Source organism: Desulfonatronum parangueonense, assembly GCF_054656975.1.
On record NZ_BAAHXH010000003.1, the window covers coordinates 3,261,777 to 3,279,756 of the forward strand.

Here is a 17,980-nt window from a genome sequence, read left to right on the forward strand (position 1 = left end):
CATGGACATTCAGCTCAAGTACGGAAAAGGAACCAGAACGCTTCGGCTGCCTGACCAGGCCGAGGTGGTGGTGATGACGCCCCGGAGCCTGCCGGTGGTCGGCGATCTTCCGGTGGCCCTGCATACGGCCCTGGACGCTCCCTTGGACGCCCTGCCCCTGGAACAGCGGCCCATGCCGGCCAAGGTGGCCATCGCCGTTCCGGATGAGACTCGGCCCGCACCGTTGAAGCGGCTGCTTCCGGTCTTGCTCAAGCGCATTTTCCGGTCCTGGCCGAAGCTGAGCCCGGAGAACGTGTCCATAGTGGTAGGCGGAGGGCTGCATCCGGCACCGGACGCGGCCCAGATGGCCCGCATCCTGCCGGAGGAGCTGCACGGCTGCGCCGTGGTGGCCCATGACGCATTGACTTCGCCCATGACCTCCTTCGGAACCACGTCCCGGGGAACGCCGGTGGAGATCAATGCGGCCGTGGGCGAGGCAGACCTGAAGATCGTGGTGGGCATGGTCGATCCGCACCAGTTCCAGGGCATGACCGGCGGCTCCAAGGGCATCACCATCGGTTGCGCCTCCAAGGCCATGATCGAGCGCAACCACTCCCTGATGGCCGATCCCGCGTCCCGGGTCGGGAACATCGCGGACAACCCTACCCGGCTGGACCTGAACGAGGCCGGGCGGATGATCGGGATCGACCTGGCCGTGAACGTCTGCCTGAACCCGGCCAAGCAGGCCGTGGGTCTGTTCGTGGGCGAGCCCGAGGCCGCGCTGCGGGTTGGAGCCGCGGTCACGGAACAGGTTTACGGCCTGCCCCTGGATCGGCCCTTTGAGATCGTCATTGCCTCCTGCGGCGGGGATCCCAAGGATATCTGTCTGTATCAGGCCCAGAAGGGGCTGAACATGGCTTCCCAGTGCGCGGAGGAAGGCGGGAGGATTCTGCTTCTGGCCGCCTGCAGTCAAGGTGTTGGTGATTCGTGTTACGAACAATATGTCTGCCAATTTTCCTGCCCGGAAGACCAGATGCGCGAGTTCGCGGAACAGGGGTTCCGGATGGGCGCGCACAAGGCGTTCTTGTTCAGCCGCACCCTGAGCCGTTTCACCGTGGTGGTGGATTCGGAGATGGACGCCCCGACATTGGCCAAGTGTCACCTGACCAAAGGCGAGGCGCAAGCCACGCTGGACGGCTGGCTGGCAATGTACCCGGAGGGCCGTTTTCCGCGCATTGCCGTGGTGCCCAACGCCAACACCACCTTTTTTTATCGGTCCACGGCAGTGGGGAGTGAAAAACAGTGACGCAGGCCGACAAGCAGAACCAGCTCACGGACAGCGCAATTCTGGAGCGGGCCCGGGCTTCCGGGCGGACGATCCGCCAGGAAGTGCTGCTCGCTCTGGAGCAGGGGGAAATGCCCCAGCGCTACCAGCGCAACGGTCAATGCCTGAGTCCTTCGGATCAGGCCGCCTTGGTCCGGGCGCACGTGGCCTTGGTTGGGTGCGGCGGACTGGGCGGTCATGTTCTGGAATCCCTTGTCAGGAGTGGAGTGGGCCGGATCACGGCCATCGATCCGGACGTCTTTGAACCAAGCAACGCCAATCGTCAGCTTTTGGCCACCACGCGGACCATGGGCCGGTTCAAGGCTCAGGCGGCCCAGGCCCGGGCCGGAGAGGTCAACCCCCTGGTCGAGGTTCAGGCCGTGGCCGAGGAAGTGAGCCTGGACCGGCTGTATGGTGCGCAGGCCGTGGCCGACTGCCTGGGAGGGGCGTTACATCGTTCCGGTCTGCAGGCCATGGCGGCTCAGGCCGGGATTCCCCTGGTATCCGCGGCGGTGTCCGGCTGGAACGTGCTGGTGGGCAGCACGTGGCCCGGGGAGCCGGGACTGGGTGAATTCATGGGCAACGGAACAGTGCCCTCCGCGGAGCAGCTTCAGGGCAATCCCTGCTCCACGGTGGCCCTGGCCGCGTCCCTGCAAGCCACGGAACTGATTCATATCCTGCTTGGGATTCCCTCGGCGTTGCGCGGCAACCTGTTGATGGCCGACCTGGTCGAGATGCGTTTCTCAACGGTCAGTCTGCATACGCGGGACAGTTAAAATTTCCGTAACTATTCAGCACTTTCAGGATAAGACTGGAGTGTTCCGGATTGTCTCGATTTTGCGGCATCGCTTGTTTGACTGAGCCAGGACTCGTTCATCGAACCATTGCCGGACGCCCGAAGCGCCGAGTGATGTTTATTCGAGCAATGGTTCGATGTTAGGAAGCCGGCGAAGGAGTTGCGAGGCCGCAAAATCGAGACAATCCGGAACACAGCTGAGTAGTTACAAATTTCCTTGGTCAAGTCCTGGGCCCGGGCATTGACCAAGGGCGTCGCGAAGCGACGCGGCTTCGCCCTGAAGGTGAAGCGTTGGAACCCTGACTACTCAGCACATTCGGTGCATGGGCATGCACCGGCACCGGATAGCGGCTTTCGCCGGAAAGACGAATCGAAGCAAGCCTTGCCGCGTGGGACATACCGGCGAAGGCCGACTTGTTGACGTGATCCAGGTCTTTCTTTGGCTTTGCCGAGTAGTTGTTTGGAACCTGATGGAGAAGGATTGAGCCGGGTGGCCGGCAAGGGAGCAGGGTGCGGACCCTGCTCGCGGTAATTACGTTTCAACCACTTGAAGGAGGCCAGCATGGCTATCGATTTTCTTGTGCACGAATCCGCGGACGGCGTGGGCGTCGTGGTGGTGGAGGGAGTGAAGGCCGGTCAGGAACTTACCGGCTGGGTGATGAAGGAAGACCAGACCATCAAGACAACGGTCCTCAATGATATTCCCATCGGCCACAAGCTGGCCCTGAAGGATTTCGCCGCGGGCGACACGGTCATCAAGTACAACACGGACATCGGGAAAGTCGTCGCGCCCATCAAGAAAGGCGAGCATCTCCACGTTCACAACGTCAAAACCAAAAGGTGGTAAGTCATGCAGACAAAGTTTCTCGGATATCGTCGTGAAAACGGCCGGGTGGGCGTGCGCAACCATGTGATCATCCTGCCCCTGGACGACCTGTCCAACGCGGCCTGCGAGGCCGTGGGCAACAACGTCAAGGGCGCCTTCGCCCTGCCCCACGCCTACGGCAGATTGCAGTTCGGCGAGGACCTGGATCTGCATTTCCGGACCCTGATCGGCACAGGTTCCAACCCCAACGTGGCCGCGGTGGTGGTTATCGGCATCGAGCCCCAGTGGACGAACCGGGTCGTGGAAGGCATCAAAAAGACCGGCAAGCCCGTGACCGGATTCGCCATCGAGCAGAACGGCGACTTCAACACCATCTGCGCCGCGTCCCGCAAGGCCATGGAATACGTGCAGTGGGCCAGTGAAATTCAGCGCACCGAGTGCGACGTGAAGGAACTGTGGATCTCCACAAAGTGCGGCGAGTCCGACACGACTTCCGGCATTGCCACCAATCCCACCGTGGGCAACGCCTACGACAAGCTCTACGAACAGGGCGCGACCCTGCTCTTCGGCGAAACCACGGAGCTGACCGGCGGCGAGCATCTGGTGCTGGAACGTTGCGTCAACGACGAAGTGCGCAAGCAGTTCCAGTTCTTCTTCGACCGCTACGCCAAGGTGGTGGACGACCACAAGACCAGCGACCTGTCCGACTCCCAGCCCACCAAGGGCAATATCGAGGGCGGCCTGACCACCATCGAGGAAAAGGCCCTGGGCAACATCCAGAAGATCGGGACAAAGGCCCCCGTGGTCGGCTGCCTGGACAAGGCCGAAACGCCCACCGGTCCGGGCCTGTGGTTCATGGACTCCTCCTCCGCCGCCGCGGAAATGGTCACCCTGTGCGCCGCCGCCGGCTTCGTGGTCCATCACTTCCCCACGGGCCAGGGCAACATCATCGGCAACCCCATCCTCCCGGTGATCAAGCTCTGCGCCAACCCCCGGACCCTGCGGACCATGAGCGAGCATTTCGACGTGGACGTGTCCGGCCTGGTGCGCCGGGAGATCAACCTTGATCAGGCCGGAGACATGCTCATGGACATGACCATGCGCACGGCCAACGGCCGCCTGACCGCCGCCGAGGCCCTCGGGCACCGGGAATTCATCTTCACCCGGTTGTACGAGAGCGCATAGCCAGCATCAAACCGGCTCAAAAACAGCACGGGGCGGCGGGTTGAACCGTCGCCCCGTTTTTTTTGTCCTTCACCCCATTGCCAATGGCCCTCTAATGGCAGGATTTTGGCTTGTCTTTGTCTGGTTGTACGGATCGACCGGGGGAGACGTGGAAGCTTGCCGAGCTTTGGGTCCGCGGGTGGAGCGTGAATTTCAGCGCCTGTATGCCGTATTGGATGTGCCCAACTCAATATGAAACACCCCACAGCGCAGCGGAAAGGAGCAATGAAGAAACTTCTCTAGCACCCTGTCCATCGGAGTCGGGGGAGGGGGCAAGGGAGTCGCGTCTACGAATCCCGGGCTTATGGACTAGGCAGCCCCCGTGCTGAACGTGGCCATGATCAGTTTGAAAAGTAAAGATGCGCAGGCCGTGGTTGTCGCATGTACGAAATTAAGTCTGGTCCCTGTTGCTTCCTCCCTGCCAATGTATGATGCTACAGTCATCCTTGCCCGCCGGATCATACGCACCTGCAAGGAGCATTGCTGATGGCGCATCGACGTTGCGGTGACATTCAATCCTCGTCATGGAGGGAAATCTGATGAGCCTTGCAAAGAGAATATTGTCCCGAAATGCCTGCCTTGTGGCGGGTCATTGGATCAGTGCCGATTCCGGACAGACCCTGGATGTGATCAACCCGGCCGCGTCCGAAGTGATTGGTGTTGTACCCAACTGCGGCCGAAGTGAGACGGCTCGGGCCATTGATGCCGCTGCCCGAGCTTGGCCAGCTTGGCGGGCCATGACCGCGTTAGAGCGCGGTGAGCTGCTCCTGCGCCTGCACGATCTGATGCTGGCCGAGCGCGAGGAACTGGCCCGCCTGATGACCCTGGAGCAGGGCAAGCCTCTGGCCGAGGCCAGAGCGGAAATCGGATTCGGCGCGAGCTTTCTGCGCTGGTTTGCCGAGGAAGGGCGGCGGGCCTACGGAAGCATCATTCCCGCCCCCTGGAGGGACAAGCGCATCTTGGTCACCCGGGAGCCGGTGGGCGTGGTCGGGATCATCACTCCCTGGAATTTTCCTACGGCCATGATCTGCCGCAAGGCTGGCCCGGCCTTTGCCGTAGGATGCCCGGTGGTCGTCAAGCCGGCCAGCCAGACCCCATTCTCGGCCCTGGCCCTGGCGGAACTGGCCGATCAGGCGGGCTTCCCCAAGGGCATTTTCAACGTGCTGACCGGTTCATCCCGGGAAATTGGCGCGGAACTGACGCAAAGCCCGGTGGTCCGCAAGCTCAGTTTCACCGGCTCAACAAAAGTGGGCAAGGAACTGCTCAAGCAGTGCGCCGCAACGGTGAAGAAGGTTTCCCTGGAGTTGGGTGGCAATGCGCCGTTCATCGTCTTTGAGGATGCGGATCTGGACCTGGCCGTGGCTGGTGCGGTGGGCAGCAAGTATCGCAACACGGGACAGACCTGCGTCTGCACAAACCGGTTTCTGGTCCAGGACGGCGTGTACGATGCCTTTCTGGAGAAATTCACGGCAGAGGTGGGCCGATTGAAGGTTGGGGACGGACTGGAGGAAGGCGTGAGCCAGGGGCCGCTGATCGATGAGAAGGCCGTGTTGCACATGGAAACCCAGATTGCGGATGCCCAGGCCAAAGGCGGTCGCCTTGTCACGGGAGGCCGACGGCATGCCTTGGGAGGGAATTATTTCGAGCCCACGGTCATCGCGGATGCCACCACCGAAATGCTTGTGAGCACGGAAGAGACCTTCGGTCCCCTCGCCCCGGTGTATCGCTTTCACACCGAACAGGAAGCCATTGCCATGGCCAATGCCACAGAATTCGGGCTTGCTGGATATGTCTACACCCGCGACCTGGGCCGAGCCTGGCGGGTTTCCGAAGCTCTGGAATACGGTCTCGTGGGAGTCAATGAAAGCCTGATGTCCACCTGTGAGGCGCCCTTCGGAGGAATCAAGGAAAGTGGTTTCGGCCGGGAAGGCTCACACTATGGACTCGATGATTACACCACGCTGAAGTACATTTGCATGGCCGGGCTCGCCTAGATGAGATGAAGCCGCCGCTGGTCTTCACTTAAATTTTGGATCAAACGCGGCCACGCCCTAACCAAAAACATCTTCTCACGCAAAGGCGCCCTGCGCTGAACAGCTTTTGGCTTTATTTTGGCAAAAAGGTTAGCACTCTAGCAGCGATTTTGCCTTTATGAGTTTTTTGCTGCTAATATAAGACGGATATTAACCGAATTCTCTTCAAATGAGGTAGAGTAATTAAAAGACCGGTGTCAGTACATGACCTTGTCTTCCTTCAACTCCCAATCCTTGAAAGCTTCCCTGGCTTCTTGAGGCAAAAGCCGGATCATCGGCAATTTTCGTTTTTCAAGAGGGGTATCCAGTTCCTGGTATATGAAGGCATCATCGAATCCGATGTCAGCGGCATCTTCCTTGTTGTTTCCAAAGTAGACACAATCCAGGCGAGCCCAATAAATCGCACCCAGGCACATTGGGCAAGGTTCACAAGTGGTGAATATCATACATCCTGACAGGTCAAACGTGTTCAATTCACGACAGGCCTGCCGGATGGCGTTGACCTCGGCGTGGGCTGTGGGGTCGTTGTCGCGCGTGACGCTGTTTGAAGCTTCGGCAATAACCTTCCCTCCCTTGACAACAATGGCCCCAAAAGGCCCGCCGCCTTGCTTTACACTTGTCAGGGAAAGGGCGATCGCCTTGCGCATGAAGTATTCAGCCGTGTGGTCTTCGATCATGAAAATCCTTGGTGATGTGGAGACCGATCAAGCCATTACTGGATGTATTACGGTCGCTGTATGGAAATTGGTTGATTCAATCGTGCCCACCGGGAAAACGGAAACAATGGCAAACTTCTCCTTTCCACACTATCACTGCTCCGCCCGTGCCTCACATCAACAGCAGCAAACTCAACGCCATGACCATCATGCCGGCGATCAGGGCGTAGACAGGAACGTGACCCTGGTCGTACTCCTTGGCAGCGGGAAAAAGTTCGTCGATGGAGATGAAGACCATGATTCCGGCGACTCCGGCGAAAATTAAGCCGAAAACTGTATCCGAGAAGAAGGGGCGCAGAATCAGGTAGCCGATCACTGCCCCAAGAGGTTCGGCGAGGCCGGAAAGCAGGGAAAGCCAGAAGGCTTTGAGACGGCTGCCCGTGGCATAGTAGATGGGAACGGCCACCGCAATGCCTTCGGGGATGTTGTGCAGGGCCACGGCAATGGCAATGGCCACGCCCAGGGTGGGGTCGTGCAGCGTCGCGAAAAACGTGACCATGCCTTCCGGGAAATTATGGATGGCAATGGCCAAAGCCGCGAAGATGCCCATGCGGTGCAGCTTGCGGTTCGCGATTTTGGGCTCCATTTCGCTGATGGAACGGACCTGGTGGGGGTTTTCATGTTCCGGAACCAGGCGGTCGATAATGCCGATGAAAAAAATCCCGCCAAAAAAGGCCGCGGCCATGAGCCAGGCCGCAGCATGCTCGCCGTGGACCGGTTCAAGCAGCTCCAGGGCCTCCGGAAGCATTTCCACAAAGGAGATGTAGATCATCACTCCGGCGGAAAAACCCAGAGCCGCGGCCAGGAACATCTTGTTTTCCCGACGGACGAAAATGGCCAGAAAGCTGCCGAAACCGGTGGACAGTCCGGCAAAGGTGGTCAGGGCAAAAGCCAGCAACAGGTGATTTTCCATCAACGCACTCCCAGGGTTTGATAGATTCGATCGATATCCAGGTGCTGCCGGACATGGTCCGCCAACCGGTCCAGGGCAGGCTCCAGGTCCCAGACCTGGCCACCGCACAGGGGATCTTCCCCCTTGGCGGTCAGCATGTTGTTCAGGAGCCAGTGGCGGAAGGACGTGTTGTCGAAAATGCCGTGCAAATATGAGCCCCAGACAGGCTTGTCGCGTCGGCAGAAGCCGATGTCCTGACCTTCCAGGCTTCGGAGGACGGGAATCAGATTGTTCTCCTGCTCGGACTGCCGGACCGCGGATTGACCGTGATGGATCTCGTACCCCGCAACTTCAAGTCCGGAGGGGAGGTGCCGCGCAGTTGTCCGGCACAAGGTCTTGTCCGGCTCGAGGCTGGTGGTCATGGCAAGCAGCCCCAGTCCGGGAACGGAATGCATGGTCGAGGACTCAAGCCCCTGGGGATCATGAATCACTTCGCCGAGCATCTGAAAGCCGCCGCAGATACCGACAAGCTGCGCTTGCGCGGTTGCTGCCAAATCCAAGATGGCCGCGACGAGGCCACGTTCACGCAGAAAGTTCATGTCTGCCATGACATTTTTTGTGCCGGGCAGAATGAGCAGGTCCGGCCTTCCCAGTTCGTTCGCTGTGCGGACCAGGCGCAGGGAAACCGTGGGTTCCGCTGCCAAGGGATCAAGATCGGTAAAGTTGGAGATGTGAGGCAGATCCAGACAGGCAACGTCCAGCAACGCACTGCTTGCGGCTCCGTTTTCTTCCCTGCGCGGAAGACCGGAGTTAAAAAAACGGCCCTGCTTGAACCCCACGGAGTCCTCCTCGGGCAGCCCCAGGTCCGCAAGATACGGCACGACCCCGATCATGGGCCGGCCCGTGCGGCGGGCGACCCACTCCAGGGCCGGATCGAGTAGGGAGCGCTGCCCGCGAAACTTGTTGATCACCAGGCCGCGGACCAGTTCCCGCTCCCATCCCTCCAGTGTGTCCATGGTCCCGCTCAGGGCTGCGAAAACGCCGCCCCGGTCGATGTCGCCGACGATATAGACCGCGGCCTCGGTGTGACGGGCCATGGTCATGTTTACAAGATCGTGGCGCTTCAGGTTGATCTCCGCCGGGCTGCCCGCGCCTTCGAGAACCATCACGTCATGCTCCGCGGCCAGGGCGTCATAGGCCTCATGGACGACGCCGCGCAGCTTCTCCTTGGCCCGGATGTAGTCCGACACGCTCATGTTGCCCTGCGGACGGCCAAGAACAATGACCTGGGAGCCGGTCTCGGAGTTGGGCTTGAGCAGTACCGGGTTCATCCGCCGATCCGCCTCCAGGCCGCTGGCCTGGGCCTGGAGCATCTGGGCCCGGCCGATTTCCCCTCCGTCCGGCGTGACGCCGGAATTCAAGGCCATGTTCTGGGCCTTGAAGGGCGCCGGTGAAAAACCGTCCTGGCGCAGAATCCTGCACATGGCCGCGGCAAGCAGGCTTTTTCCTGCGTCCGAGCTGGTGCCCTGGAACATCAGGGCAGGCGTTCGCCGCTTTCTGGAACGGGCGGGGCTGCCTCCGCGCAATGTTTCCGACAATGCCTCGCAAAGCCGCTGATTCTCTTCGGGCAGGCGCACGGCCACCCGGAAAAAGGTCTCGTCCAGACCTGGAAAATTGGCGCACACCCGGATGGACATGCGTCGGGTCAGCAGTTTTTCCGCCAGCCGGCGGGCACTGAGACGAGAGTGGGCGGTGCGGCAGAGCACAAAATTGGCAGCGGATGGATAGACTCGCAGGTTCGGCAGCCGAGCCAGAGCCAGAGCCAGGTTCCCTCGTTCCTCGCTGATCCGCTCACGACTTCGCCGCGCAAAGTCGGCATCGTACAGGCATGCTGCTCCGGCAAGCTGGGCCAGGGTGTTCACGGACCAGGACGGAGCCTGCGCCATGTAACGCCGGCAAAGTTGGGAGTCCATGGCAGCCAGACCGATGCGCAGTCCGGGAATGGAGTAGAATTTGGTCAGGGAGAGCAGGACGATGACGTTGTCCGGACGGTCCCGGGTCAGGCGGTCCAGGTCGGGTATGAAATCTGCAAAGGCTTCGTCGATGATGAACCAGCTTCGGGGATGGGACCGGGCCACGCGGCGCAGGGTTTCGGCGCGGAAGGTGCGGCCCGTGGGGTTGTTGGGCTGGCCCAGGAACACCAGGGCGGGCTGGCGCAACTTGTTCTTCAGCTCTTCCCAGTCCAGGGTAAAGCCATTGTCTGGGTCAAGGAGCATGTGCTCGACACTGATGCCGTGAGCCGCGCAGGCCTTCCGGTAGTCTGCGTAGGCCGGACCGGGAATGACTGCCCGTTTCGGCCCCAGCAACGGAGGCAGGCGGAAAAGGATCTCGGCGGTGCCGTTGTCAGCGATCAGTTCCCGCGCAGGCACGTCGTAACGTTTGGATGCGGCCTGAAGCAGATCGTGGCAGTCCGGATCAGGATAGTGAGCCAATGTCGCAATATTGTCCCGGATGAGAGCGCAAAGCCATTCCGGTGGGCCAAAGGGATTCATGCTGGCCGAGAAATCGAGAATGTCACGTGGGCCGCAGTTCATTTCACGGCTTAGGCGCCAGATGTTGCCGCCATGTTTCTGAAGATCCATCATGGGATTATGAAATTGTGGATAGTGATTCGTCAATGTTTTAGGACTGATGTATGCGGAAGAACATGATGCAATTTTTTCATGGATGAAATCTTGACTGATAATTATTGGTGTTTAACTGGTGGAAACCATGGCACATTATCTAATTAAGGAGGAAAAGGATATGGTAATTGACACGAGTCCTTTTTACGGCGGCATGGACAACTTCGACAGGGTTTTTAACGAACTTTGGGGGCCGTTGAACATCAGTCAACGCAAGGTTGCCTATCCTCCGCTGAACATCAGCGAGGATGCCGATGCCATCTATGTGCGCTGCGAGATTCCCGGCGTGAACATCGAGGACATCGACCTGACTTTTACCGATTCGACCCTGGTGATCAAGGGAGAACGCAAGATCGAGAAAGGAAAGTATTTCCGTCAGGAACGGCCAACCGGGAATTTTCAGCGGGTGGTGAACGTCAATGCGCCCATCAATGTCGACCAGGTCAAGGCCATTGCCAAGGACGGTCTGCTGGAGATCCGGTTGCCCAAGTCCGAGGAAACAAAACCCCGCAAAATTTCCATCGACCTGCAGTAGGCATCAGGAGGAGCAACATGAACAAGGAAATCGTACAAAGCGAGTCCAAAGGGCTGCCCAGGATGAAGCCGGCCACCGACATTCTGGAAACCGGTGAAGGGTTTTTCATTTACGTCGATCTTCCAGGCGTGAGCAAGGAAGAATTGATCATCGATCTTTCCGATGACGAACTCCGCATTGGCGGCAAATCCACCTACCAGGGCGTGACCAACGAGAACCGCATCCATGTCGAGTTCGGCAATGTGGAATACACCAGGGCATTCACGCTTTCGCATATCGTTGATCGGGAAAAGATCAAGGCGACCCTGAAAAACGGCGTGTTGGAGCTGCATCTGCCAAAAGCCGAAAAGGCGCTGCCGCGCAAGATTCAGGTTGAGGCGGAATAGATCAAAAACTCGCAAGAGATAGAGGATACTGATTGCAGGAGGTGTTTCATGTTGGAACGTTACTTTCCCGCTTTGCGCTCAAGGAGGCAGGGTGAGGGTTCACGCCGATCAGACATTTTCAGCATGATGGAACCGTTTTTCATGTCGTCCATGACCCCAGGTTCGTCGTTCGGGAACATCATGCCGGCCATGGATGTTTCCGAAACAGACGAAGCGGTACTGGTCAATGTGGAACTGCCCGGAATAGCGCCGGAAGATGTGGATCTTCAGGTTGAGAACAACTATCTGATCGTACGGGGCGAAAAAAAGTCGGAACATGAGGAAAAAAAGGAGAACTCCGTCCACAAGGAATGCTCCTATGGCTGCTTCAGCCGTTCAATCCCCATACCCACTGATATTGAGGCAGACAAGGTATCGGCAAAATTCAAGAACGGCGTCCTCAAGATCACCTTGCCCAAGGGCGAGAAGGCCAAGACAAAACGCATATCCATAGAAAGCTGAGGAAGCTTTCAGCTTCTCCATTCATTTGGGCGGATCACTTGATCCGCCCTTTTTTTTGGGACTCATAAGTAAAGGGATCTACCCAGAACAGTTTGTGTGATCAGCCTCCGGCTAACGGGGTCGGAGTCGGAATCGGAATCGGGATCGAATCAGTTTTTGAAAAAGTTGTGGATCAATATTCGTATGCTTGATTTCGAGTAACTATTCAGCAAAAAGGTCTGGATACCGGCATTCGCCGGTATGACTGATGTAAATACAGCTTGCTTAGATAAGTCATTCCGGCGAAAGCCGGATTCCAGTGCAGGTGAATGATCATCCGCCGGGTGAACTCAATCGTTATTATTCCGATACCGATATCGACTCCGATACCGATTCAAATCAGGGGGCGGATCATGACTTGGCTTCCAGCGGTCATGCCTTCCTGGTTTTCGGGGATTTCCATGAGTCCGTGGGCCTGGAGCAGGGTTTTCAGCAGCCCGGACTTGCCCAGGACCGGCGTGGCCCTCAGCTGGTTTTGAGCATCCTGTTCCAGGGTCACGCGAATAAAGTCGGTGCGACCCTGGCGGGAAGCGACGTTGCGGGTCAGGGTGGCCGGAATGCGCTCCGTCGGCCCCATGTCGAAGGGATGTTCATGTCCGCCAAGGTGAGCCAGAAAGGGCATGACCAGCACCTGCATGACCACCTGGGCACTGGCGACCTGGCCGGGCAGCCCCAGCACCGCCTTGTGGCCCGCGGCGGCCAGGATCGTTGGCTTGCCTGGGCTCATGGCGATCCCATGCGCCAGGATGCGGCTGTCCGGAATGCTTTGCATCGCCTCAAGGGTATGATCCCGCGTGCCCACGGAGCTGCCGCCGGAGATGATCACCACGTCGCAGTCTTCCAGGCCGCGTTGCAGCGCGACGATGAGAGCCTTCAGATTGTCTTCAACCAGGCCGAGTCGCAGGGCCTTGGCTCCCGCGGCGACCGCCAATGCAGAGAGGGTATGGGAGTTGACGTCGCGCACCAGGCCCGGTCGAACCGGTTCGTCAATCCCCACCACCTCGTCGCCGGTGGAGATGATGCCCAGGGTGACTGGACGGTGGACGCGGACCCGTGAAATACCAAGAGCCGCCAAAAGGCCGATCCTGGCGCCGTCGAGCCGGGTTCCGGGCGCAAGGACGATTTCTCCGGCCTGCACGTCCTCGCCGCGGAGCATGACGTTGTCCCAAGGCGACAAGGACTTGCGGATCTCGATGGTATCGGAGCCGAGTTCCATGGTCTGTTCGACCATGACCACGGCGTTTGCTCCCTGAGGAAGGCATCCGCCCGTGGTGATTTTCGCGCAGTAGCCCGGGACCAGGGGAGTGTCCGTCGGGTTCTGGATCTCCACGGCAAAGGCCAAGTCCAGATACGCCGGATTGGATTCGGAGGCGCCAAAGGTGTCGGCGGCCCGGACCGCATACCCGTCAACGCTGGATCGATTCGCCTGGGGCAGATCGTCCCCGGCCGTGACGGTTTCGGCCAGGGCCATGCCGAATGCCTCGGAAAGTACCCGCTCCTGGACGGCCGCCTTGGGAAACGTTGTCAGCAGTTCGATGAACTCGGCGACGGAGACGACCTGGAAAAATGATTCCTTCACGATTCCTCCAGGTGAATGTCGATGGTTCCTGGGGCGTAGCCCTTCAACTGGCAGAGCATGCCCCTGATGGTTGAAGCCATGATGGTGGCCACAAACGGGTTCATGGCCAGGGGAACATTGTTGACGGTAATGGAAAAGGAATCCTGCACGGCCCGGCATTCCTCCGGATCGGCTCTGCCGGCCACGATGTCCCGGGCAAGCGAGCCGCAGTCCTCCCGTCCGCAGGCCCCGCAATTCAAGACGGGCAGGAGAAATCCGCTCTGGAGGACCAGTTCGGCAACTTCCTCGATCTCTGAAAGCACCGGAAGTCCGGGGATTCCTTCTCGGCCCCAACTGGCGAGAGCCAGTCCGTTATTCAAGGCATCAAGGCTATCTCGAGGGGGGGCCTTGGGCTCCTCGCCCGCATCCGGAATGCGGGGCAACAGGATTCGCGGCAGAAAATCCAGTGATTTTCCGCCCTCCACCAACAGGATGTCCGCTTCCATAAGCGCCCAGATGGACATGATCGGCATGGATTTGGGCAGGACGATCATGGTCTGCTCCGGATTGACTGCCGCCACCGGACACCCCGTGCCTGCAAGTTTGCCGGTATCCGTAGCGCCAAGATCGAATCCGTGCCGGCTGCTCTTGATGATGCCCACGCGGTGCCCCTTGGCGCGTAAATGTTCGGCGACCTTGGCCACCAGCGTTGTTTTGCCTGAATTGTGATAGCCAACAAAGCTCATGGCTCGTCTGGTCATTTGCAGGACGCTCCTTTGAAGATGAAGCCGGTTGGAGTGTAATCGTTAACGATATGTAACGACTCAGCTCATCCGAGAAAACGGACAGGATACCGACCTTTGCCGGTATGACTTAACTTGGAAAGGACGTGGTATGACACGTCATTCCGGCGAAAGCCGGAATCCAGCTCTGGCGAGTGACCACAGAGTATGTGTCGAGTAGTTACACGATGTATGGCGCTCGACACAAATTGTGCGATCTGGTCCGGCAATCGGGGTCGGAGGCGGAATCGGTTTTGAAAACGTTTAGGAGCAATTTACATGGCTTCGCTTCCGATCTCGATACCGATCCCGATCCCGACGGCGATGTCAAACTTCGCATGGCAATAGGGTGCTGAATAGTTACCCCAAATCTTTTCATTTTGCCGACTGTGTGCTCTATCCAGAATACCAAAATCCTGATTGTCGGCAACAGACATGTCAATCCATTTTTTTTGACAGTGCATGTTGATTGCGTTAGATAACTCAATTTCTCTTTAGGCGATATCACATTTTGCGAGCACCTCATGATGCCGATCCCGGCGCATACTTCATATGCGTTGACGGCAGCCCTTCCGTACCGGTATCAAACCCCTTTTCATGAAGGACATTTTTGCATGACGACGATTCAGAGCGGAAAAGGTTTTTACGACCTTTTTCCGCCGAAAAGCGATCAGTTCACTGCCATTGAAAACACCGCCCGCGATGTTTTCTCCCGATACGGCTGCCGGGAGCTGCGCACGCCGCTTATCGAATACACGGAACTTTTCGTGCGCGGGATCGGGGATGAGACCGACGTGGTGCAGAAGGAGATGTATTCCTTTCCGGATCGCAAGGGGCGCTCCCTGACGCTTCGTCCCGAGGCCACCGCCGGGGTGCTCCGGGCCTGCATCGAGCACAAGCTGTTGCGTAAGGACGAGGTGCTTAAGTTTTTCACCCTGGGGTCCATGTTCCGCTATGAACGTCCCCAGATGGGCCGCCAGCGCCAGTTCCACCAGATCAACGTCGAGATTCTCGGCTCCGCCTCCCATCTTGCGGATGTGGACATGCTGTTCATGCTGCACCGCTTTCTTTCGGAAATCGGCCTGACCGGGCTGGAATACGAGCTGAACAGCCTGGGATGCCCCCAGTGCCGTCCGGCTTTTCATATGGCTCTCGATACGTATCTCAAGGACGTCCGACAGGACGACCTGTGCGCGGACTGTCAGCGGCGGATGCACACCAACCCCTTGCGCGTCCTGGACTGCAAGGTCCCAGGTTGCAAGGAAATCGCCAAGAACGCCCCGGTGATCACGCAGAACAACTGCGAACCATGCCGGAAGCACTTTGACGCCGTGGTTTCCCTCCTGGACCGGTCCCTGCTGAAGGTCAACCTCAATCCGTTGCTGGTGCGAGGACTGGACTATTATCAGGGAACCACCTTCGAGGTCGTTTCCAAAGGCATCGGCGCCCAGGCTTCGGTGGCCGGCGGCGGCCGCTACGACGGCCTGATCAAGCAACTGGGCGGGCCGGACATGCCCGGCATCGGGTTCGCCTGCGGTCTGGAACGGCTGGCCATGCTGGCTCCGGATCCGTCGGAACCCGGAATCGACGTCTACATTACCATGCACAGCGACGTCTTTCTGGAACAGGCCCTGGAAATCGCCCAGGTGCTACGCGCCGCGAATTTTTCAGTGGAATTTCCCTATGCATTCCGCAGCCTGAAAAGCCAGATGCGCTCAGCGAACAAGCTGAACGCCCGGTTCTCCGTCATGCTGGACGATGCGTCCGTGGCGCAATGCGCACTGCAGGTCAAGGACATGACCAGCGGCGATCAGTTTTCCATTCCCCAGGCGGAACTGACCCTGGAGCTGCGCAAGCGGTTGTCCTCCTCTCTTCAAAATTAACTCCCTCAAGGATTGACGCACATGAACGTAATGTCGCCGCAACGAGAAAGCGAGCCCCTTGGCGATTGGCAGCGCACCCACCACTGCTCGGAGCTTCGCGCAACGGATACGGACCAGAAGATTTGCCTGATGGGCTGGGTCCAGTTTCGCAGGGATCACGGTGGGCTGATCTTTATTGATCTGCGGGATCGGCACGGCCGGACCCAGATCGTTTTCAATCCGGAAATCAATGCCGACGCCCATGCTCGGGCACATGTCCTGCGGTCCGAGTATGTTCTGGCCATTCAAGGCGTTGTCCGGATGCGTCCGGAAGGCATGCGCAACCCCAATCTGCCCACCGGCGACATCGAGGTGGAGGTGCAGGAGTGGAAACTCCTGAACAGCGCCAAGACGCCTCCCTTCCCCATTGAAGACCGGGTCGAGGTTACCGAGTCCATGCGCCTGGAATACCGCTATCTGGATCTGCGCCGCCCCCAGTGCACCCGGAACCTGATCATCCGGCACAAGGCCTCCCAGTCTTTCCGGGATTTTCTGAACCAGGAAGGCTTTCTGGAGCTGGAAACCCCGATCCTGACCCGCAGCACCCCCGAAGGAGCCCGCGATTTTCTGGTGCCCAGCCGCTTCAGCCCCGGCTCTTTTTTCGCCCTGCCCCAGTCGCCGCAGCTGTTCAAGCAGCTGTTCATGGTCGCGGGCATGGACCGCTACTACCAGGTGGTGCGCTGTTTTCGCGACGAAGACCTGCGCGCGGATCGTCAGCCCGAGTTCACGCAGATCGACCTGGAGCTTTCCTTCGTGGACCAGGAGCAGGTGATGCAGCTGGCCGAGCGCATGATCCGCCATGTCTTCAAGCAGACATTGGATCATGAACTGCCGGATCCTTTTCCCCGGCTGACCCACGAGCAGGCCATCCGCGATTACGGCGTGGACAAGCCGGACATGCGGTTCGAGCTGCTCTTGCATGACGTGACGGGCATTGTCCGAAATTCCAACTTTCGCCTGTTCGCTTCCTCCGAACTGGTGAAGGCCCTGGTTCTGCCCCAGGGCGGCGGCATGTCCCGCAACGACATCGACCAGTTGACGGAATTCGTGAAGATCTACGGCGCCCAGGGTTTGGCCTGGATCAAGATCAAGGCGGACGAGTGGCAGTCGCCCATCGCCAAATTCCTCTCCGAGGAGGAGCGGGCCGGACTGATCCAGGCGCTGGGCCTGCGGGAGGGCGACATCGTCTTTTTCCAGGCCGGTGCTCCGGACATGGTCAATACGGCCCTGGGCAACCTGCGGCTTGAACTGGCGCAGCGATACAAGCTGATCGACGAGACGGTCTTTCAGCCGGTCTGGATCACGGATTTTCCGCTTCTGGAGCACGATCCCGAGGCCAAGCGCTGGGTGGCCCGTCACCATCCCTTCACCTGTCCCCAGGAGGGCCATGAACGGGTGATGGTCGAGGAACCGGGAAAGGCCCTTGCCAAGGCTTATGATCTCTGCTTGAACGGATACGAGATCGGCGGGGGATCCGTGCGGATCCATTCAGCGGAAATCCAGGAACAGATGTTCGCCGCCCTGGGCATTGCTCCTGACGAGGCCCGGCGGCAGTTCGGCTTCCTGCTCAAGGCCCTGGAGTTCGGCGCGCCGCCCCATGCGGGGATTGCGTTCGGGCTGGACCGGCTGATCATGATCATGACCCAGTCCGCATCCATTCGCGACGTCATCGCCTTCCCCAAAACGCAAAAGGCTTCATGCCTGATGACCCAGGCTCCCTCGGGCGTATCCAACGTGCAGTTGCGCGAGCTTGGGCTGAAGGTTCGTGAAGCGGTGAAATAAA

General features: G+C 59.1%; 16 protein-coding genes. 10 read left to right on the plus strand and 6 right to left on the minus strand.

Annotated elements, in window-relative coordinates:
- Nucleotide 1: 1 nt before the first annotated feature.
- The 5 genes from larAH5 to ACYQ15_RS14765 all read left to right on the plus strand — a co-directional run bounded on the left by larAH5 (nucleotide 2) and on the right by ACYQ15_RS14765 (nucleotide 6,143).
- Nucleotides 2–1,285, plus strand: a complete 1,284-nt coding sequence (gene larAH5, locus ACYQ15_RS14745) for a nickel-dependent malate racemase, LarAH5 family (RefSeq protein ID WP_459938266.1) — start codon at nucleotides 2–4, stop codon at nucleotides 1,283–1,285.
- Entirely contained in the window at nucleotides 1,282–2,079 is a 798-nt protein-coding gene (locus tag ACYQ15_RS14750; RefSeq protein WP_459938267.1) for a HesA/MoeB/ThiF family protein, read from the plus strand. The genes larAH5 and ACYQ15_RS14750 overlap by 4 nt, the downstream gene beginning before the upstream one ends.
- Nucleotides 2,080–2,661: 582 nt before the next feature.
- Nucleotides 2,662–2,946 (plus strand): UxaA family hydrolase, encoded by a 285-nt coding sequence (locus ACYQ15_RS14755; RefSeq protein ID WP_459938268.1) that lies wholly within the window; start codon nucleotides 2,662–2,664, stop codon nucleotides 2,944–2,946.
- A gap of 3 nt (nucleotides 2,947–2,949) precedes the next feature.
- Nucleotides 2,950–4,110, plus strand: coding sequence for a UxaA family hydrolase (locus ACYQ15_RS14760; RefSeq protein ID WP_459938269.1), 1,161 nt, complete (start codon nucleotides 2,950–2,952; stop codon nucleotides 4,108–4,110).
- Between the two features lie 578 nt (nucleotides 4,111–4,688).
- Entirely contained in the window at nucleotides 4,689–6,143 is a 1,455-nt protein-coding gene (locus tag ACYQ15_RS14765; protein ID WP_459938270.1) for an NAD-dependent succinate-semialdehyde dehydrogenase, read from the plus strand.
- Nucleotides 6,144–6,379: 236 nt separating this feature from the next.
- On the opposite strand, the gene ACYQ15_RS14770 is transcribed toward ACYQ15_RS14765, so the two are convergent.
- The 3 genes from ACYQ15_RS14770 to ACYQ15_RS14780 form a co-directional block, all read right to left on the minus strand.
- A complete protein-coding gene (locus ACYQ15_RS14770; protein ID WP_459938271.1) occupies nucleotides 6,380–6,859 on the minus strand; it encodes a nucleoside deaminase in 480 nt (159 codons plus the stop codon).
- 151 nt (nucleotides 6,860–7,010) lie between these two features.
- Entirely contained in the window at nucleotides 7,011–7,811 is an 801-nt protein-coding gene (gene zupT / locus ACYQ15_RS14775; protein WP_459938272.1) for a zinc transporter ZupT, read from the minus strand.
- On the minus strand, nucleotides 7,811–10,435 hold the full coding sequence (locus ACYQ15_RS14780; RefSeq protein ID WP_459938273.1) for a cobyric acid synthase: 2,625 nt from the start codon (nucleotides 10,433–10,435) through the stop codon (nucleotides 7,811–7,813). Before ACYQ15_RS14780 ends, zupT begins: the two co-directional genes overlap by 1 nt.
- A 160-nt stretch (nucleotides 10,436–10,595) precedes the next feature.
- On the opposite strand from ACYQ15_RS14780, the gene ACYQ15_RS14785 reads away from it, so the two are divergent.
- Genes ACYQ15_RS14785 through ACYQ15_RS14795 form a run of 3 tightly spaced genes read left to right on the plus strand, consistent with a single transcriptional unit; the run spans nucleotide 10,596 to nucleotide 11,896 of the window.
- Nucleotides 10,596–11,009 carry an Hsp20/alpha crystallin family protein gene (locus ACYQ15_RS14785; RefSeq protein WP_459938274.1) on the plus strand — a complete coding sequence of 138 codons (414 nt, stop codon included), beginning with the start codon at nucleotides 10,596–10,598 and terminating at the stop codon, nucleotides 11,007–11,009.
- Between the two features lie 17 nt (nucleotides 11,010–11,026).
- A complete protein-coding gene (locus tag ACYQ15_RS14790) occupies nucleotides 11,027–11,395 on the plus strand; it encodes an Hsp20/alpha crystallin family protein (protein WP_459938275.1) in 369 nt (122 codons plus the stop codon).
- 48 nt (nucleotides 11,396–11,443) lie between these two features.
- The gene (locus tag ACYQ15_RS14795) at nucleotides 11,444–11,896 is read left to right on the plus strand and encodes an Hsp20/alpha crystallin family protein (RefSeq protein WP_459938276.1); all 453 of its coding nucleotides are present in this window, start codon (nucleotides 11,444–11,446) and stop codon (nucleotides 11,894–11,896) included.
- A 373-nt stretch (nucleotides 11,897–12,269) separates the two neighbouring features.
- Here the strand turns inward: ACYQ15_RS14795 and ACYQ15_RS14800 are convergent, their stop codons facing one another.
- The 3 genes from ACYQ15_RS14800 to ACYQ15_RS14810 form a co-directional block, all read right to left on the minus strand.
- On the minus strand, nucleotides 12,270–13,514 hold the full coding sequence (locus ACYQ15_RS14800; RefSeq protein WP_459938277.1) for a molybdopterin molybdotransferase MoeA: 1,245 nt from the start codon (nucleotides 13,512–13,514) through the stop codon (nucleotides 12,270–12,272).
- Nucleotides 13,511–14,254, minus strand: a complete 744-nt coding sequence (locus ACYQ15_RS14805; protein ID WP_459938278.1) for a molybdopterin-guanine dinucleotide biosynthesis protein MobB — start codon at nucleotides 14,252–14,254, stop codon at nucleotides 13,511–13,513. Before ACYQ15_RS14805 ends, ACYQ15_RS14800 begins: the two co-directional genes overlap by 4 nt.
- Nucleotides 14,255–14,550: 296 nt before the next feature.
- Nucleotides 14,551–14,712, minus strand: coding sequence for a hypothetical protein (locus ACYQ15_RS14810; RefSeq protein WP_459938279.1), 162 nt, complete (start codon nucleotides 14,710–14,712; stop codon nucleotides 14,551–14,553).
- 177 nt (nucleotides 14,713–14,889) lie between these two features.
- Between ACYQ15_RS14810 and hisS the strand changes: the two genes are divergently transcribed.
- Both hisS and aspS read left to right on the plus strand, forming a co-directional pair.
- A complete protein-coding gene (hisS, locus tag ACYQ15_RS14815; protein WP_459938280.1) occupies nucleotides 14,890–16,158 on the plus strand; it encodes a histidine--tRNA ligase in 1,269 nt (422 codons plus the stop codon).
- A 30-nt stretch (nucleotides 16,159–16,188) separates the two neighbouring features.
- The gene (gene aspS / locus ACYQ15_RS14820; RefSeq protein WP_459939596.1) at nucleotides 16,189–17,979 is read left to right on the plus strand and encodes an aspartate--tRNA ligase; all 1,791 of its coding nucleotides are present in this window, start codon (nucleotides 16,189–16,191) and stop codon (nucleotides 17,977–17,979) included.
- The last annotated feature ends 1 nt before the right edge of the window (nucleotide 17,980 follow it).

Excerpts from the sequence above, each read along its gene's own strand:
- larAH5 (WP_459938266.1), top strand. The coding sequence starts at position 2 with ATGGACATTCAGCTCAAGTACGGAAAAGGAACCAGAACGCTTCGGCTG.
- ACYQ15_RS14755 (WP_459938268.1), top strand. The coding sequence starts at position 2,662 with ATGGCTATCGATTTTCTTGTGCACGAATCCGCGGACGGCGTGGGCGTC.
- ACYQ15_RS14760 (WP_459938269.1), top strand. The coding sequence starts at position 2,950 with ATGCAGACAAAGTTTCTCGGATATCGTCGTGAAAACGGCCGGGTGGGC.
- ACYQ15_RS14765 (WP_459938270.1), top strand. The coding sequence starts at position 4,689 with ATGAGCCTTGCAAAGAGAATATTGTCCCGAAATGCCTGCCTTGTGGCG.
- ACYQ15_RS14770 (WP_459938271.1), bottom strand. The coding sequence starts at position 6,859 with ATGATCGAAGACCACACGGCTGAATACTTCATGCGCAAGGCGATCGCC.
- zupT (WP_459938272.1), bottom strand. The coding sequence starts at position 7,811 with ATGGAAAATCACCTGTTGCTGGCTTTTGCCCTGACCACCTTTGCCGGA.
- ACYQ15_RS14780 (WP_459938273.1), bottom strand. The coding sequence starts at position 10,435 with ATGATGGATCTTCAGAAACATGGCGGCAACATCTGGCGCCTAAGCCGT.
- ACYQ15_RS14785 (WP_459938274.1), top strand. The coding sequence starts at position 10,596 with ATGGTAATTGACACGAGTCCTTTTTACGGCGGCATGGACAACTTCGAC.
- ACYQ15_RS14790 (WP_459938275.1), top strand. The coding sequence starts at position 11,027 with ATGAACAAGGAAATCGTACAAAGCGAGTCCAAAGGGCTGCCCAGGATG.
- ACYQ15_RS14795 (WP_459938276.1), top strand. The coding sequence starts at position 11,444 with ATGTTGGAACGTTACTTTCCCGCTTTGCGCTCAAGGAGGCAGGGTGAG.
- ACYQ15_RS14805 (WP_459938278.1), bottom strand. The coding sequence starts at position 14,254 with ATGACCAGACGAGCCATGAGCTTTGTTGGCTATCACAATTCAGGCAAA.
- ACYQ15_RS14810 (WP_459938279.1), bottom strand. The coding sequence starts at position 14,712 with ATGTCTGTTGCCGACAATCAGGATTTTGGTATTCTGGATAGAGCACAC.
- hisS (WP_459938280.1), top strand. The coding sequence starts at position 14,890 with ATGACGACGATTCAGAGCGGAAAAGGTTTTTACGACCTTTTTCCGCCG.
- aspS (WP_459939596.1), top strand. The coding sequence starts at position 16,189 with ATGTCGCCGCAACGAGAAAGCGAGCCCCTTGGCGATTGGCAGCGCACC.